This window comes from Pseudomonas fluorescens (assembly GCF_902497895.1).
GTDB classification, from domain to species: domain Bacteria; phylum Pseudomonadota; class Gammaproteobacteria; order Pseudomonadales; family Pseudomonadaceae; genus Aquipseudomonas; species Aquipseudomonas fluorescens_BP.
In genome coordinates this window covers 1-15218 of sequence record NZ_CABVHQ010000017.1, presented here as the reverse complement: position 1 = coordinate 15218, position 15218 = coordinate 1, and the positions used below count along the sequence as shown (strand labels likewise).

General features: G+C 59.6%; 17 protein-coding genes and 1 pseudogene. 6 read left to right on the top strand and 12 right to left on the bottom strand.

Features of this window, described 5'->3' with window-relative positions; translation table 11 throughout:
* Window positions 1-31 precede the first annotated feature (31 nt).
* Window positions 32-553, top strand: coding sequence for a DUF3617 domain-containing protein (locus F8N21_RS10990; RefSeq protein WP_150642153.1), 522 nt, complete (start codon window positions 32-34; stop codon window positions 551-553).
* A gap of 166 nt (window positions 554-719) precedes the next feature.
* Here F8N21_RS10990 and F8N21_RS10985 read toward each other — a convergent pair.
* The 7 genes and pseudogenes from F8N21_RS10985 to folE2 form a co-directional block, all read right to left on the bottom strand.
* Window positions 720-2059: pseudogene (locus F8N21_RS10985) on the bottom strand (dihydroorotase).
* A 2-nt stretch (window positions 2060-2061) separates the two neighbouring features.
* The gene (locus tag F8N21_RS10980; protein WP_150642152.1) at window positions 2062-2622 is read right to left on the bottom strand and encodes a DapH/DapD/GlmU-related protein; all 561 of its coding nucleotides are present in this window, start codon (window positions 2620-2622) and stop codon (window positions 2062-2064) included.
* A complete protein-coding gene (gene hisI, locus F8N21_RS10975; RefSeq protein ID WP_150642151.1) occupies window positions 2622-3056 on the bottom strand; it encodes a phosphoribosyl-AMP cyclohydrolase in 435 nt (144 codons plus the stop codon). Before hisI ends, F8N21_RS10980 begins: the two co-directional genes overlap by 1 nt.
* A complete protein-coding gene (locus F8N21_RS10970; protein ID WP_150642150.1) occupies window positions 3053-3928 on the bottom strand; it encodes a metal ABC transporter substrate-binding protein in 876 nt (291 codons plus the stop codon). Before F8N21_RS10970 ends, hisI begins: the two co-directional genes overlap by 4 nt.
* Window positions 3929-3939: 11 nt before the next feature.
* Entirely contained in the window at window positions 3940-4806 is an 867-nt protein-coding gene (locus tag F8N21_RS10965) for a metal ABC transporter permease (protein ID WP_150642149.1), read from the bottom strand.
* On the bottom strand, window positions 4806-5474 hold the full coding sequence (locus F8N21_RS10960) for a metal ABC transporter ATP-binding protein (RefSeq protein ID WP_150642148.1): 669 nt from the start codon (window positions 5472-5474) through the stop codon (window positions 4806-4808). Before F8N21_RS10960 ends, F8N21_RS10965 begins: the two co-directional genes overlap by 1 nt.
* The gene (folE2, locus tag F8N21_RS10955) at window positions 5471-6367 is read right to left on the bottom strand and encodes a GTP cyclohydrolase FolE2 (RefSeq protein WP_150642147.1); all 897 of its coding nucleotides are present in this window, start codon (window positions 6365-6367) and stop codon (window positions 5471-5473) included. Before folE2 ends, F8N21_RS10960 begins: the two co-directional genes overlap by 4 nt.
* A gap of 120 nt (window positions 6368-6487) precedes the next feature.
* Here folE2 and zigA point away from each other — a divergent pair, with 120 nt between their 5' ends.
* A complete protein-coding gene (zigA, locus tag F8N21_RS10950; protein WP_150642146.1) occupies window positions 6488-7696 on the top strand; it encodes a zinc metallochaperone GTPase ZigA in 1209 nt (402 codons plus the stop codon).
* A 65-nt stretch (window positions 7697-7761) separates the two neighbouring features.
* Window positions 7762-8412 carry a DUF1826 domain-containing protein gene (locus tag F8N21_RS10945; protein ID WP_412071633.1) on the top strand — a complete coding sequence of 217 codons (651 nt, stop codon included), beginning with the start codon at window positions 7762-7764 and terminating at the stop codon, window positions 8410-8412.
* Window positions 8413-8418: 6 nt separating this feature from the next.
* On the opposite strand, the gene F8N21_RS10940 is transcribed toward F8N21_RS10945, so the two are convergent.
* The gene (locus F8N21_RS10940) at window positions 8419-8775 is read right to left on the bottom strand and encodes an NADH:ubiquinone oxidoreductase (protein ID WP_150642144.1); all 357 of its coding nucleotides are present in this window, start codon (window positions 8773-8775) and stop codon (window positions 8419-8421) included.
* A gap of 27 nt (window positions 8776-8802) precedes the next feature.
* Between F8N21_RS10940 and F8N21_RS10935 the strand changes: the two genes are divergently transcribed.
* Complete coding sequence (locus F8N21_RS10935; RefSeq protein ID WP_150642143.1) at window positions 8803-9768, top strand: CobW-like GTP-binding protein; 966 nt, start codon at window positions 8803-8805, stop codon at window positions 9766-9768.
* Window positions 9769-9816: 48 nt separating this feature from the next.
* Here the strand turns inward: F8N21_RS10935 and F8N21_RS10930 are convergent, their stop codons facing one another.
* Window positions 9817-10209, bottom strand: coding sequence for a DUF3301 domain-containing protein (locus F8N21_RS10930; RefSeq protein WP_150642142.1), 393 nt, complete (start codon window positions 10207-10209; stop codon window positions 9817-9819).
* Between the two features lie 116 nt (window positions 10210-10325).
* Between F8N21_RS10930 and pdxY the strand changes: the two genes are divergently transcribed.
* Complete coding sequence (gene pdxY, locus F8N21_RS10925) at window positions 10326-11198, top strand: pyridoxal kinase PdxY (protein WP_150642141.1); 873 nt, start codon at window positions 10326-10328, stop codon at window positions 11196-11198.
* 172 nt (window positions 11199-11370) lie between these two features.
* Here pdxY and F8N21_RS10915 read toward each other — a convergent pair whose 3' ends face one another.
* A complete protein-coding gene (locus F8N21_RS10915) occupies window positions 11371-11874 on the bottom strand; it encodes an acyl-CoA thioesterase (RefSeq protein ID WP_150642140.1) in 504 nt (167 codons plus the stop codon).
* Between the two features lie 294 nt (window positions 11875-12168).
* On the opposite strand from F8N21_RS10915, the gene F8N21_RS10910 reads away from it, so the two are divergent.
* Window positions 12169-13932 (top strand): cation:proton antiporter, encoded by a 1764-nt coding sequence (locus F8N21_RS10910; RefSeq protein WP_150642139.1) that lies wholly within the window; start codon window positions 12169-12171, stop codon window positions 13930-13932.
* 38 nt (window positions 13933-13970) lie between these two features.
* Here F8N21_RS10910 and F8N21_RS10905 read toward each other — a convergent pair whose 3' ends face one another.
* Window positions 13971-14378, bottom strand: coding sequence for an SMI1/KNR4 family protein (locus F8N21_RS10905; protein ID WP_150642138.1), 408 nt, complete (start codon window positions 14376-14378; stop codon window positions 13971-13973).
* 139 nt (window positions 14379-14517) lie between these two features.
* Window positions 14518-15218: Tim44 domain-containing protein (locus F8N21_RS10900; protein WP_150642137.1), on the bottom strand; the 701-nt coding region annotated here is incomplete at its 5' end.

The following is a 15218-nucleotide window of genomic DNA, read 5'->3' as shown; positions in this document are numbered from 1 at the left end:
CTAACAGCCACTATTCTCTAGGAGTTACTCGATGAACGTTCATCTGCTGGGTTTGGCCATGGCTGTTGGTTTGTCGCTTCCTGTGGCCGCTCAGGCCCAGATGCTGCAGCCAGGTTTGTGGGAATTGACTTCGAGCAATATGAAAGTCGATGATCAGAATCTGCCGGATCTACAAATGATCCTGGGCCAGGTACAGAGCCAGATGACCCCGGAACAACGGGCCATGCTCGAGAAGCAGGGCATCACCATGGGCGGCAAAGGCATTCGGGTCTGCCTGACTCCGGAACAGGTCAAGTCCGACAGCATTCCGTTGCAGGACCCGCAATCGGGTTGCAAACAGGAAGTCACCGAGCGTCTGGGTAACCAGTGGAAATTCCGCTTCAGCTGCCCGAAAGCCCAGGGTACCGGCGTGGCCAGCTTCCTTAGCGACCGAGAGTTTACGACCAAGGTCAACGGCACCTTCAATGCCACCGGCATCCAGCAGAAGGGCAGCCTGGATACCCGCGCGGTGTGGATGGGGCAGGATTGCGGGACAGTTAAACCAAGAGCCTAAAAGATTCGCGGGCAAACCCGCTCCCACAGCATTCGCATAATACCTGTGGGTGCGGGCTTGCCCGCGAATACGTCAGATCAGGCACCGTAAAAATCACTGAATAACCTTGGCTTCCCGGCTCAGCCGCTCACACACATATTCAACACCCATCTGCCGAAAATCCTCCCTAACGCATAAACCTCAGCGGCAAACCCTGGCAGCCGTCATAGAGACGATTGGCGTGCCAGGCAATTTGCCCCGAGACCAATGTCGTACTGACGCTGTGGCGAAAGCGCCGCTCGGCAAAGGGCGTCCAGCCGCATTGGGCGAGGATCGGTTGCCGGGCGACAGCCTTCCCATCGGGCTCGGCTTTGATCAACACCAGATCGGCCCAATAGCCTTCACGCAGGTAACCGCGGTCGGGAATGGCGAACAGGTCGGCGACCCGATGGCTGGTTTTTGCCACCAGGGTGGTCAGCGGCAGAAGTTGATCGGCCACCAGTTCCAGCAGCGCGGGGAGGGCGTGTTGCACCAGCGGTAAGCCGGAAGGTGCCTGGCTGTAGGGCAGCTGTTTCTCGGCCCAGGTGTGAGGCGCGTGGTCGCTGCCGATCACGTCCAGGCGATTGCCCAGCAAGGCCTGGCGCAAGGCATCGCGATCGGGCTGGGGCTTGATCGCCGGGTTGCACTTGATCAGGTTGCCGAGGCTTTGGTAGTCGCGATCATCGAACAGCAAGTGGTGCAGACAGACCTCGGCGGTGATGCGTTTCTCGGCTAGCGGTTTGTCTTCGAACAGGGCCAGCTCGCGAGCGCTGGTCAGGTGCAGAACGTGCAGCCGAGTGCCGTGCCGCCTGGCCAGTTCCACGGCCATCGAGGAGGAGCGAAAGCACACCTCGGCATTGCGAATCAGCGGATGGGCTCCCGCTGGAATGGCCTCGCCGAACAGTTCCCGCAGATTGCTTTCGTTGGCCCGGATGCTAGGTGTGTGCTCTCGCAATGGGCGAGCAGGATAGTCGGTACTTCGGCGAACAGTCGCTCGAGAATCCGTGGATCGTCCACCAGCATGTTGCCGGTGGAAGCGCCCATGAAGACTTTCACCCCGGCCACTGAACAGGGATCGAGGGCGGCGATAATGTCGAGGTTGTCGTTGCTGACGCCGAAGTGAAAGCCGTAGTTGGCCACTGAGCTGATAGCCGCGCGGCGCTTCTTGTCGGCCAGTGCGGCGAGAGTCAGAGTCGCCGGGTGGGTGTTAGGCATGTCCATGAAACTGGTGATACCACCGGCCACGGCGGCCCGCGATTCGGTGTAAAAACTGCCCTTGTCCGGCGCGCCCGGATCGCGGAAATGCACCTGGTCATCGATCATGCCCGGTAACAACCATTGGCCCTCGGCATCGATTTCCATCGCCGCGCTTTCACCTTCGATGCTGCGGGCAATCTTCACGATGCGCCCGTGGTCCACCAGTAGATCACCCTCGAATTCACGGCCTTCGTTGACCAATCGGGCGTTGCGAATCAGCACACTGCTCATGGTCAAAACTCGTTCTGCAGAGCTTTGTAGCCGCGTACCAGATCGACGTTGGTCCGTGCTACGTCTTCGGAAAATTCCGAAGCACTGACGCTGACGGGAGGGAACTGCGAGAGGTCGGTCTTGGGCCCGATGCGGGTGGTCGAGGGTACGTAGAAGTCTTCGGGCAAATCACGACCGTCGACCACCGAGTTGTGCCGCACTACGCAACCGTCGCCCACCGCGCAGTTGAACAGCACGCTGTTGAAACCGATGAACACCCGGTTGCCGACGGAGCATGGGCCGTGAACGATGGAGCGGTGGGCGATGGAACTGAACTCGCCGATGCTCACTGCCGCTCCGGATTTGGAGTGGATCACCACCCCGTCCTGGATATTTGAATTGGCACCGATGGTGATCGGTTCCATCTTGCCGCAGGCGTCGACTTCATCGGCGCGAATCACTGCGTAAGGGCCGACGAAGACGTTCTCGCCGATTACCACCTTACCGCAGATGATCGCTGTTTTATCCACATAGGCGGACTCGGCGATCACTGGCAGATCACCCGACGGGTTTTTGCGAATCATCAGTTGAGTTCCTCTTTGGCAGCGCTGATGACTTGCACCGCGCCGTCACGAATGGCGTTGTAAAAGCAGTTCGGCCGTCCGGTGTGACAGGCCGGACCTTGCTGATCGACCAGCAACAGCACCGCATCACCGTCGCAGTCGAGGCGGGCTTCGATCAGCCGTTGGCGGTGGCCGGAAGTCTCGCCCTTGCGCCACAGCTGTTGACGCGAGCGTGACCAGTAGCAAACCTGGTGGCTAGCCAGGGTTTCAGCCAGCGCCTTGCGATTCATCCAGGCGAGCATCAGCACCTCGCCGCTGTCATGTTGCTGGGCGATGGCGGCGATCAATCCATCGCTGTTCCACGGCAACGCATCGAGCACCCCGGTGAGGGGCCAGCGACTGCCAACAGCGGCGCTTTCCAGGTCCTGCATCGACAGCCGCGGGCACTTGATCATGGTTTGCTCAAGGCCTCGTACAGGGTGTTGAGGTTGTATTCGAACAACCCGACAAAGGTGCTGGCCGGACCTTCAGCGGCGAGGGCGTCGGAGTACAAGGTGCCGCCGATATGCGCGCCGCTCTCTTCGGCAATTTGCTTGAGCAGGCGTGCGTCTTTGATGTTCTCCATGAACAGCGCTTTGACCTTGGCCTGACGGATCTGGGTGATCAGCGCAGCGACTTCGGAGGCCGAGGGGTCATGCTCGGTGGACAGTCCTTGAGGCGCCATGAAGTCGATGCTGTAGGCCTGGCCGAGATAACCGAAAGCATCGTGGGAGGTGACGATCTTGCGGTTGCCCGGGGGCAGGGAACCGAGCTTGGCCTTGGCTTCGGCCAGCAGACGGTAGATCTGTTTCAGGTAGGCCTGGCTGTTGCGTTCGTAGTCGGCCTTGTTTGCTGGATCAACCGCGATCAGCGCCTTGTTGATGTTGCTCACATAGAGCTCGGTGTTCGCCAGGTTGTGCCAGGCGTGTGGGTCGGCAATGGTCGCGCCGTGCTCATCCAGGATCCGCGGGATGACGCCATGGCTGGCGCTGATCACCGGGGTTTTGGTCTCGGTGCTGGTGACCAGGCGATCCAGCCAAGGCTCGAAACCCAGACCATTTTTGATGATCAGCCTGGCTTTGAGCAGCGACTTGGCGTCGTCCGGAGTGGGCTCATAGGTATGGGCGTCGGTGTCCGGCCCGACCAGGTTGGTGATCTGGATATGCTCGCCGCCGACCTGCCGGGTCATGTCGGCGAGGATGCTGAAGCTGGTGACCACCTGCAGCTTCTCGGCTGCCAATAGCGACAACGGCAGCAGCAGGCTGAACAGCACGAGTAGAGCGCGCATCGAGTAACACCTCATCGGGATGTGAGCAAAGGCGGGCGGCGCAGCAAGCCGTGCACCGGACCGAACACCACGGACAGCAAATACAATGCGCCAGCCACCAGCACGATGACCGGACCGCTGGGCAGCGAGTAGTAGAACGAGAGCAACAGGCCGAGCCATACCGAGAGGCAACCGAGCATCGCGGCGATGGCCATCAGCACCGGCAGGCGTCTGCTCCAGAAACGCGAAGCCGCTGCCGGCAACATCATCAAACCGACCACCATCAGTGCGCCGATGGCCTGGAAACCGATCACCAGATTCAGCACCACCAAGGTCAGAAACAATCCATGTGCCAGTGGCCCGAGACGGCTGACGGTTTGCAGGAATAGCGGGTCGAGGGTATCCAGCAGCAGTGGCTTATAGATCGCCGCCATGGCGATCAGGCTGAATCCAGAAACCCAGAGCATGCCGGTCAGAGTCGGTCCATCGACGGCGAGGGCAGAGCCGAATAGCAGGTGCAGCAGGTCCAGGCGTTTGCCGGCCATGCCGAGAATCAGCACACCGCTGGCCAGGGAAATCGGGTAGATCGCCGCGAGGCTGGCGTCTTCTCGCAGGCCGGTACGACGAGTGATCCACGCCGCGAGCCCGGCCATGCTCAGGCCAGCGCCGAGGCCGCCAATGGTCAGCGCTGGCAGACTCAAACCGGCGAACCAGAAGCCCAAGGCGGCGCCGGGCAAGATCCCGTGAGCCACTGCATCGCCGATCAGGCTCATGCGTCGCAGGATCAAAAACACGCCAAGCGGGGCAGTGCTGCAGGCCAATACCAGACCGCCGAGCAAGGCTCGATGCATGAACACGAACTCGTGGAACGGTGACCAAAGTTGGGCGGCGGCGACCATTACGCCACCTGCGTCAAAGGCTGTTGTGAGATCAGTTCGACACTGGGCGCGAGCACGCAGCCGCTGCTTTTGATCAGCAGTGTATGAGGGATCTGTTGGCGCACAGCGGCCAGGTCATGGCAGACGACGAGCAGCGTTCGACCTTCGGTATGCCAGGCATGAATGTGTTTCCAGAGCAGTGCCTGGCCGAGTTCGTCGAGGGCAGCATGGGGTTCGTCAAGCAATAGCAGCGGCGCTTGGGTCAGACTCAAACGGGCGAGCAGGGCGCGTTGCAATTCACCGCCGGACAAGGCCATCAATGGCCGATGTTCCAGCCCGCTCAAGCACCAGTCTTCCAGCGCGGCTTGCAGGCGTCGGCTGCGGATCTGTGGTGCTTGTTTGCTACCCCAGAAACCAGCCGCCACCAACTCTTGAAGACTGATGGGGAACAGTCGATCCAGATGCTGTTGTTGCGGCAGAAAAGACAGACTGCCGCGCCGTGGAACCTCCAATTCGACTTTGCCGGCCAAGGGCTTCTGCAACCCGGCGATGACTTTAAGCAGACTGCTTTTGCCTGAACCATTGGCACCAATCACTGCAGTCAGGCTGCCGCTGGCCAGCTCGAAGGTAACCGGGGGAGTGAGAGGCCGGCTGGGCGCACCCCAACGCAAGCCAGCGCAGCGGATCATGGCGTCCCCCAGTTCCAGCGGCTTTCGGCCACGGCGTCGTGAGCGTGCAAGCTTTCGGCATGGACAACGCGCAGGTGGAAAGCATTGATTCCTGGTGACCTTTTCAAAGCCAGGTTCAGACGTCGGGCCGCGTCTTCGCAGAACATCAGGTTCTGACCATTGGCCAAGGCAAAGGCTTGTTCGTCAGCGCGTTTGACTGCGGTTTGAACGGCAGTGCCGAGGGCGGCTTCCGCGTCGTTGATCACGGCGATCAGTGGCAAACCTTCCAGATAGTCGTCCAAACGCAGTTGTAACTGCGCACTGCTTCGCTGGCTATGGGGCGTCGCAACGATCCCTTTAGAAGAGCCGAGCCAAGCCAGAACGTCGGCGTGCTGCAACGCTTTGTTGGCAAAGTCATCGACAAATTGCTGCTGAATCAGCTGTCTCGAAAGGGCGGCTGAGCAGGGGCAAGTCGAGGAATAAGTAACCTCGATTTTTAGTTCCACGTGGAACATTGTGTTTTTCAGCCGCGCTTCAATGCTCACCGGATAGGTTTTCCAACCGGCCAAGGGGCTGACCAAGGCGGGTCGTTTCAGCAGCAGATCGGTGTGGATTCGCAGATAGGCGCTGCTGGCCAACCCGTCATGACTGTCGAGAAAACGTTGCAGCACCTGACGCAAAAGCAGCGGTGTGAGGTTCTCCAGTTCGAGCATTTCCAGCGCCAGATACAGCCGTGACATATGAATCCCGCGCGCCTCGCCATCGTCGAGGCTGACGCCCGCATCCGCTTTGGCGCTGATGCGCTGGCCATCGATCAACACCGGTAAAGCAATGCCGCACATGCCCACCCATTCGAGTGGCAAGGTTTGGCGTGAGGCCTGCGCGGCGATATCCGGCAGAGTCAGCGCGTTCATGGGCAAGTCCATCGTTGTAGGTGAATTATAATGTTATACTATAACATCAGCGAAAGCATTAAGAGCTGCGCGAACGTCATCAACGGCGTTTTACCAGCCACATCTGATGAGGAATACCTGATGCCCAATCGCCTTCCCGTTACCGTGTTGTCGGGCTTTCTCGGCGCCGGTAAAAGCACGCTGCTCAACTACATCCTGCGCAATCGCGACAATCTTCGAGTGGCGGTGATCGTCAACGATATGAGCGAAATCAACATCGATGGCAGTGAGGTTCAGCGCGATGTCACGCTCAATCGCGCCGAAGAAAAGCTCATCGAGATGAGCAACGGCTGCATTTGCTGCACCCTGCGCGAAGACTTGCTGGAGGAAGTCAGCAAGCTCGCCAAGGAAGGTCGTTTCGATTATCTGCTGATCGAGTCCACCGGGATTTCCGAGCCGTTGCCGGTGGCGGAAACCTTCACTTTTCGCGACGAAGATGGTCAGAGTCTGGCCGACATTGCCCGGCTCGACACCATGGTCACGGTGGTTGATGGCATGAACTTCCTGCTCGACTACCAGGCCGCCGAGAGCCTCGCCTCTCGCGGTGAAACCCTGGGCGAAGAGGACGAGCGTTCGATCACCGACCTGCTGATCGAGCAGATCGAGTTCGCCGACGTGATACTGATCAGCAAGATCGATTTGATCAGCAGCAGCGACCGCCAGGAGCTGATCGCTATCCTCGAGCGGCTTAATTCCCAGGCAGAGATCATTCCCATGGTGATGGGTGAAGTGCCGTTGAAGAAGATCCTGAATACCGGGCGTTTCGATTTCGAGCGTGCCGCTCAGGCTCCGGGCTGGCTGCAGGAGCTGCGCGGTGAACATGTGCCGGAAACCGAGGAATACGGCATTGCCTCGACGGCCTATCGAGCGCGGCGACCCTTTCATCCCCAGCGTTTTTACAGCTTCATCGATCGCCCCTGGGTGAACGGCAAACTGTTACGCTCCAAGGGCTTTTTCTGGCTGGCCAGCAAGCATCAGGACGCCGGTAGCTGGTCCCAGGCCGGGGGGCTGATGCGCCATGGATTTGCCGGGCGCTGGTGGCGATTCGTGCCGAAACCACAGTGGCCGCAGGACCAGGAAAGCACCTCGGCGATCATGGAAAACTGGATGGCGGCCACCGGTGATTGCCGTCAGGAACTGGTGTTCATCGGTCAGAACATCGACTTCACCCAGCTAACCGAAGAGCTCGACAACTGTCTGCTGACTGATGACGAAATGGCCTTGGGCGTGGAAGGCTGGCGACTAATGATCGATCCTTTCGGGCCTTGGCATGAAGAGGAGGCGGCTTGATGTTACGTCAGCTGCAGAACCCTGTGGGAGCGGCGGTGCGGCGATCCGACTTGCCCACGAAGACAATCCTGCTCCCGGTACAGCCCCAGCGGCAGAAACCCCGTCAAGTTCACGGTGAAAATCCCGAGGTCCTCACCCAAATACTCGAAGACAACGTCAATCTCGCCCTCTGGCAGCGCCAGTTACCTGTTCATATCGCCGACTTCGGCGCCTTGCTGCTGTCCCTCGACCAGCCCTTGGCGGAATCGCTGTCACTGGAACTGGAGAGTGATGATGCGCAGCCAAACCTGCGCGGCCTTGCCTCGGGCTTCAGTGATCTTGAGGGTTACCAAGGCTTCATCGCCGACGTCTCCTGGCTGGTCAGCGCCTTTGCCTGCTTGCTGGGCGCCAGGTGCATCGGTTTGCGTCTGCGAGTGCTGGACAAGGCCATGTGCCCACGTTTCCACGTCGATCATGTGCCGGTGCGCCTGATCACCACCTATGCCGGCATCGGCAGCCAATGGCTGCGGGAAGGGGCGATGGATCGCCAGCAACTGGGCAAGCCCGATGCCGAGCCCCAGGACGACTCGGAAATTCAGCAAGTCGCCTGCGGTGAAGTGGCCCTGCTCAAGGGTGAGAAATGGCACGGCAACGAAGGCTTCGGTCTGATCCATCGCTCGCCGCAACCGGCCCCGGGTGAGCGTCGGCTGATCCTGACCCTTGACTGGCTGAGCTAGGCGCGCTCAAGGTATCAGCCATTTGCCCTGGCTCTGGCTTTCGCAGAACGGCTGCAAGTACGCTGCATCGGAAGCCACGCCGTAATAGTGAATATCCTGCCGGTAAGGCATATTGGCCACTTGGGCGTTGCTGCAAACGCCGAAGGCGCCGGCAGGACATTGCTCGGTAAACGCAACTTCAACTTTCTGACCGGCCAGTTTGGGCTGGCAGAAGCCGTCGTTGAACAGTTTTTCCGGGATGTTGCGGTTCTGCTGGCAGACTTTGACGTCGAGCCGGTCGGCCTGACTATGGACTACGCAGGCCTGGGCCAGCACCTCGCCGGAGCTGAGCGCCAATAGCAGTGACCAGTAAATCACCCGCATCCTTCACCTCTTTAGAAACCGTTGAACATGCTGCAGAACATTCCTACCCATGTCATTGCCGGGCCGCTTGGCGCCGGGAAGACCAGCCTGATCAAGAACCTGCTGGCGCAGCGGCCAGCCCATGAGCGCTGGGCGGTGCTGATCAATGAGTTTGGTCAGATCGGCCTGGACGCTGCATTGCTGACTCAGGATGCCAATGGTATCGCGCTGGGGGAAGTCGCCGGCGGTTGTTTGTGTTGTGTGAATGGCGCGCCGTTCCAGGTCGGGCTTGGGCGCTTGTTGCGTAAGGCGCGTCCGGACCGACTGTTTATCGAGCCTTCCGGGTTGGGGCATCCGGCACAGCTGCTCAAGCAATTGCGCGATGCGCCGTGGCACGGCGTGTTGGCGGTTCAGCCGTGCGTACTGGTGCTCGATGCCCAGGCACTGGCGGCCGGAAAACCTCTGCCCGCGGCGCAGCAGGAGGCGTTGGCCAGTGCCGGCCTGTTGCTGCTGAACAAGGACGAGCAGCTCAGTGATGCCGATCGCCAGCGGATTATCAAACGGTTACCGGACTGCCCTGTGTACTGGACGCAGCAGGCTGCTTTGCCGCTGGTCGAATTGCCCGGCGTACAGTCTCAAGCAAATGCCGGTGTGGATAACTTCACCGCGCCCACAGGCCTGGCGCAGATGCCCGCAATCTGGACTGATCCTGGACTGCCGATTTGCTTGAGTCAGCAGCAGGAGGGCGGCTGGAGCATCGGCTGGCGCTGGCATCCCAGTCAGCAATTCCAGGCAAGGCAGCTACAGCAATGGCTTGAACACCTCGATTGGAAAAGAGCCAAGCTGGTTATACACAGCACGGACGGCTGGGTTTCTGCCAATGCAGTGGATAGCGCGGACCTGCGCTGGCAGCCCAGCGAGTGGCGGCGTGATTCGCGTATCGAGTTGATTTTCAGCGAGCCGCAGGACGCAGAGGGACTACAAAAGGCTTTGGTAGCGTGCCGTGTAGCGTAGGAGCTGCCGCAGGCTGCGATCTTTTGATCTTTTGATCTCGCATTTGCTTCAACTACGCCACTTATTATGTTCCTGGCGCCACTGGCTCAATTCGATCACTTCGGCACTTGGCGTCGGGGTCTTGACCTCGAACGGGTAGGGCGCCAGCTCGATTTGCGCGCTGTGGGCGCCGAACTGGGTGATGGTGCCGTTGTGGCGCGTTTCGCCGGTCACGGTGAATTCGAAATTATAGATGCGGGCCAGACGCCGACGACCATTGGCGTCCTTGACGAAGCCTATCCGCTTCAACGCCACGTTACCGTCCAGCAACTCGATATCGAGCTTGGCGCAATGCTGCTTGACCCGCTCCAGTGCCCGTTCTCGCAAGCCGTGGTTGTGCCACAGCCAGGCGCCGCCAGTGGCCAGCAACATCAACACGAAGATATTTCCCAGGGTCAGCATGAACGAGCGCTCCAACAAAGTAGTGTCAGCTTAACTGCGTCTTTGGTCTGTCGTACAGGTTGTGTTTAGTCGCATACTGCGCGGCTCGAATTTCAATCGTTTTACGGAAATCTCGCATGAAACGTACACCCCATCTGCTCGCCATTCAGTCCCATGTGGTCTTCGGCCATGCCGGTAACAGCGCCGCGGTGTTTCCGATGCAGCGAGTCGGGGTGAATGTCTGGCCGCTCAATACTGTGCAGTTCTCCAACCATACTCAATACGGTCAGTGGACGGGAGAGGTATTGGCGCCGCAACAGATTCCGGCGCTGGTGGAAGGGATCGCGGCGATCGGCGAGTTGGGTAACTGCGATGCGGTGTTGTCCGGTTACCTGGGCAGCGCGGCTCAAGGGCGGGCGATCCTCACGGGGGTGGCGCGGATCAAGGCGATCAATCCCAAGGCTTTGTACCTGTGCGACCCGGTGATGGGGCATTCGGAAAAAGGCTGCAGCGTGCCGGCCGAGGTCAGTGACTTCCTGCTGGAAGAAGCCGCGGCGATGGCTGACTTCATGTGCCCGAATCAACTGGAACTGGACAGCTTCTCCGGGCGCAAGCCGAAGTCGTTGTTCGACTGCCTGGCCATGGCGCGAGCGCTGTTGGCCCGCGGCCCCAAGGCGGTGCTGGTCAAGCATCTGGATTATCCCGGCAAGCTGGCGGACTGCTTCGAGATGTTGCTGGTAACCGCCGAGGGCAGTTGGCATCTGCGTCGGCCACTGCTGGCCTTTCCGCGCCAACCGGTGGGCGTCGGCGACCTGACGTCCGGTCTGTTCCTGGCTCGGGTGCTGTTGGGCGACAGCCTGCTGGCGGCCTTCGAATTCGCCGCCGCGGCGGTGCACGAAGTGCTGCTGGAAACCCAGGCGTGTGCCAGCTACGAGCTGGAGCTGGTACGCGCCCAGGACCGGATTGCCCATCCGCGAGTGCGGTTCGAGGCGATGGCGATCAGCCTCTAACCTGAGTCAATCAGATCTCAAGTCTGGCGATCACCTTGTGGCGAGGGAGCTTGCTCCCGCTGGGCTGCGAAGCGGCCCTAAAACCTGCAAGCCGGTTCTGCCAGGCACACCGCATGTATAGGCATTACGACCGCTGCGCGGCCGAGCGGGGGCAAGCCCCCTCGCCACAGGCTTATCTTCCTTTCTGACTGCCCTCAGGCTCCGCCTTGATGTCCTGATAGCGCTTTTCCAGCTCCTGGCGGATCTCTCGACGCTGCTTGGCCTGGATGAACCGGCGATGATCTTCGCTGGTTACCGGCTGCAGTTGCGGCACGACCGCCGGTTTGCGCTGATCGTCGACCGCGACCATGGTGAAAAAACAGCTATTGGTGTGGCGTACCGAGCGCTCGCGAATATTCTCCGTCACTACTTTGATCCCCACCTCCATCGAGGTGTTGCCGGTGTAGTTGACCGACGCGAGGAAGGTCACCAGTTCGCCGACATGGATCGGCTCACGGAAGATCACCTGATCCACCGACAGGGTGACCACGTAGCGGCCGGCATAGCGGCTGGCGCAGGCATAGGCGACTTCGTCGAGGTATTTGAGCAGGGTACCGCCGTGGACATTGCCAGAGAAGTTGGCCATGTCGGGGGTCATCAGTACAGTCATCGACAGCTGGGCGTTTCCGGGTTCCATAGCACACTCACGATTCTAGGCAGGATTGCGGGAGGCACCTCTGCGGGCGCTTGATGACTTTTTCGAAACCATCCTTAACGGGACGCTGCGCTTGTGGCGACCGTCACGTTCGGATCGATCTGTTTCCATATATTGCACCGCCTTACTGCCGGAAGTCGCGGTGTTACCCTTCAAAAGCCCGAGTCGAAGGCATTTCTACCGGGATAAGAGAATTGTATTTGGCTCATTGAGCCCTTTGCGGTCGCTCGGGTGATTGAGCGGCCGCTTCAGCACGCCCCCAAGGAGCCTCACCCCATGCATGCCATCAGTTTCATTCAGGATCTGGCAGTGATCATGTTGGTCGCGGGTGTGGTGACCATTCTTTTTCATCGGCTCAAACAACCGGTGGTGCTCGGTTATATCGTCGCCGGGTTCATCATCGGCCCGCACACCCCGCCGTTCGGATTTATCCACGACGAGCAGACCATCAAAATTCTGGCGGAGCTCGGGGTGATCTTCCTGATGTTCTCTCTGGGCCTGGAATTCAGTCTGCGCAAGTTGTTCAAGGTCGGCGCCACGGCGTTTATCGCGGCCTTTCTCGAAATTGTGACGATGATCTGGATCGGCTATGAGATCGGTCGCTGGTTCGACTGGAACACCATGGACTCGCTGTTCCTCGGCGCGATTCTGGCGATCTCCTCGACCACCATCATCGTCAAGGCACTCAACGACCTGAAGATGAAGAACCAGCGCTTTGCGCAGTTGATCTTCGGTGTGTTGATCGTCGAAGACATTCTCGGGATCGGCATTATCGCGCTGCTGTCGAGCATCGCGGTCAGTGGTACGGTCAGTTCCGGTGAAGTGTTTTCCACGGTCGGCAAGCTTACGTTATTCATGATTGTCGCCCTGGTGATCGGCATTCTGCTGGTCCCGCGGCTGCTGGCCTATGTGGCGAAATTCGAAAGCGACGAAATGCTGCTGATCACTGTGCTGGGTCTGTGTTTCGGCTTCTGTCTGCTGGTGGTCAAGCTGGAATACAGCATGGTGCTGGGGGCATTCCTGATCGGCGCGATCATGGCCGAATCCCGGCAGTTGCTGAAAATCGAGCGGCTGATCGAACCGGTCCGCGACCTGTTCAGCGCGATCTTCTTCGTCGCCATCGGTTTGATGATCGACCCGCAGATCCTGCTGCAATACGCTTGGCCGATCGCGGTGATCACGGTCGCCGTGGTGCTGGGCAAGATGTTGTCCTGCGGGCTGGGCGCATTTATTGCCGGCAATGACGGACGCACCTCACTGCGGGTCGGCATGGGTCTTTCGCAAATTGGCGAGTTCTCTTTCATCATCGCCGCCCTGGGCATGACCCTGCAGGTTACCAGTGACTTCCTCTATCCAGTGGCGGTGGCCGTGTCGGTGTTAACGACTTTACTGACCCCCTACCTGATTCGCGCGGCCGACCCGTTGTCGATGAAGCTTGCGGCGGTGATGCCGCAAAGTCTGGCTCGTGTACTAGGGATGTATGGAGAATGGCTGCGCAGCATCCAGCCCCATGGGGAGGGTGCGCTGCTGGCGAAAATGATTCGGCGGATCCTGCTACAGGTGGGGGTCAATCTCGCGCTGGTGATGGCGATCTTTTTGTCCGGCGGTTTTTTCGCCGAACGCCTTGGCGGTTATCTTCAGGGCTGGATCAGCGACCCGGGTTGGCAGAAAGCATTGATCTGGGGTGGCGCGCTGCTGCTGTCGTTGCCGTTCTTGATTGCCGCATATCGCAAGATCAAGGCCTTGTCGATGCTGTTGGCAGAGATGGGGGTGAAAGCGGAAATGGCCGGGCGTCATACCCAACGCGTGCGGCGAGTGATCGCCGAGGTGATACCGATTCTATCGTTGCTGGTGATTTTCCTGCTGCTGACGGCATTGTCGTCGAGCATTCTGCCGACCAACGAGTTGTTGATCCTGATTGCCGTCGTTGCGGCGGTGGTCGCGGCGCTGCTGTGGCGCTGGTTCATTCGAGTGCATACGCGGATGCAGGTCGCCCTTTTGGAAACCCTGGATCACCACAAGGACGCTGGCGGGCCTTGAGCCCGCCCCAGCTCAAGGCTGGAAGCGGGCTCGCAGTATCAGCTTTCCAGCCAGACGTCTCGCGCCCAGTGCCACACCGACTCCCAGGTTTCTTCGGTGACCAGCTCTTCTTCGGCCGACCACAAGACCACGGTGCCGTCTTCCTCGACACAGTAGTAATCGTCACCGTTCTGGCAGATCGGGATCAACTCCCGAGGAACACCCGCGTCCCAGGCGTTGGCGGCCACCTCGGGCAGATAGGTATGGGACTGGGGGTCCGTAACGGTGACCGGTTCCAGGCTGCCGTAGACGACATCGCTGACGGTCAGCAGGAATTCCTTGAAGACAAAGGGAATGTCGATGAACAGCTGTTCTTCGATCTCCACCAGTAAATCTTCATCTGGCAGTTCCAACGGGACCGGCACAGGTTCATTTTTTTCACGCAGTTCTTCAATGACTTCTTCCACGACCTCAATCCTCTTGCTCTATGGCGCGGTTTGTATGGGGCGGTTTATACAGTAGCTCGGTATAAGTGCAACCGGGAAATAGAAAACCCCAGCCGAGGCTGGGGTTTTTGTTTCAACATACTCAACGCAGAGCTTGGGATCAGCCGTTCTGGCGGATACCTGCAACCAGCCATGGCTGGTTTTCGCCTTGAGGGCGTTCCATGTTCCAGCTTTCGTTGAAGACTTCGCCCTGGTCGAAGCGCGAGGTTTTCGACAAACCGCTGAAGGTCAGGGTGGCGACGGTCTTGTCGGAGCGATCATCCACGCCGTCCAGTTGTACATTGAGGTTATCAATGTAGGTGGACTGGAAGCCTTCGCCCAGATCGGCACGTTCCTTTTTCAGGAATTCCAGCAGCTGTGGCGTGACAAATTCGGCGATCTTGTCCATTTCGTTGGCGTCCCAGTGCTGTTGCAGGGACTGGAAGTGGCCGCGTGCCGCTTCAATGAAGCGCTCTTCGTTGAACCAGGCCGGTGCGTTGATTACCGGACGAGCGGCAGCTGCAGGTGCTGGCGAACCACCGAAGATCGACCCTTGAGCCGGTTTTTGTTCGAACACTTCACGCTGCATCGGTGCGTGGCCAGCTGGAGCCATGTGCGCCTGCTGCTTGCGGCGACGAGCGGCAATGAAGCGGAAGATCAGGAAGGCAATGACCGCCATGATCAGGATGTCGAAGATCTGCATGCCCTGGAAGCCGTCGCCCATGAACATGGAGGCCAGCAGGCCACCGGCAGCGATGCCGGCCAGAGGGCCGAGCCAGCGCGAAGCACCGCCAGCCTTGGCGGCAGCACCTGCGGCACCGG

Excerpts from the sequence above, each read along its gene's own strand:
- F8N21_RS10990 (WP_150642153.1), top strand. The coding sequence starts at position 32 with ATGAACGTTCATCTGCTGGGTTTGGCCATGGCTGTTGGTTTGTCGCTT.
- F8N21_RS10980 (WP_150642152.1), bottom strand. The coding sequence starts at position 2,622 with ATGATTCGCAAAAACCCGTCGGGTGATCTGCCAGTGATCGCCGAGTCC.
- hisI (WP_150642151.1), bottom strand. The coding sequence starts at position 3,056 with ATGATCAAGTGCCCGCGGCTGTCGATGCAGGACCTGGAAAGCGCCGCT.
- F8N21_RS10970 (WP_150642150.1), bottom strand. The coding sequence starts at position 3,928 with ATGCGCGCTCTACTCGTGCTGTTCAGCCTGCTGCTGCCGTTGTCGCTA.
- F8N21_RS10965 (WP_150642149.1), bottom strand. The coding sequence starts at position 4,806 with ATGGTCGCCGCCGCCCAACTTTGGTCACCGTTCCACGAGTTCGTGTTC.
- F8N21_RS10960 (WP_150642148.1), bottom strand. The coding sequence starts at position 5,474 with ATGATCCGCTGCGCTGGCTTGCGTTGGGGTGCGCCCAGCCGGCCTCTC.
- folE2 (WP_150642147.1), bottom strand. The coding sequence starts at position 6,367 with ATGAACGCGCTGACTCTGCCGGATATCGCCGCGCAGGCCTCACGCCAA.
- zigA (WP_150642146.1), top strand. The coding sequence starts at position 6,488 with ATGCCCAATCGCCTTCCCGTTACCGTGTTGTCGGGCTTTCTCGGCGCC.
- F8N21_RS10940 (WP_150642144.1), bottom strand. The coding sequence starts at position 8,775 with ATGCGGGTGATTTACTGGTCACTGCTATTGGCGCTCAGCTCCGGCGAG.
- F8N21_RS10935 (WP_150642143.1), top strand. The coding sequence starts at position 8,803 with ATGCTGCAGAACATTCCTACCCATGTCATTGCCGGGCCGCTTGGCGCC.
- F8N21_RS10930 (WP_150642142.1), bottom strand. The coding sequence starts at position 10,209 with ATGCTGACCCTGGGAAATATCTTCGTGTTGATGTTGCTGGCCACTGGC.
- pdxY (WP_150642141.1), top strand. The coding sequence starts at position 10,326 with ATGAAACGTACACCCCATCTGCTCGCCATTCAGTCCCATGTGGTCTTC.
- F8N21_RS10915 (WP_150642140.1), bottom strand. The coding sequence starts at position 11,874 with ATGGAACCCGGAAACGCCCAGCTGTCGATGACTGTACTGATGACCCCC.
- F8N21_RS10910 (WP_150642139.1), top strand. The coding sequence starts at position 12,169 with ATGCATGCCATCAGTTTCATTCAGGATCTGGCAGTGATCATGTTGGTC.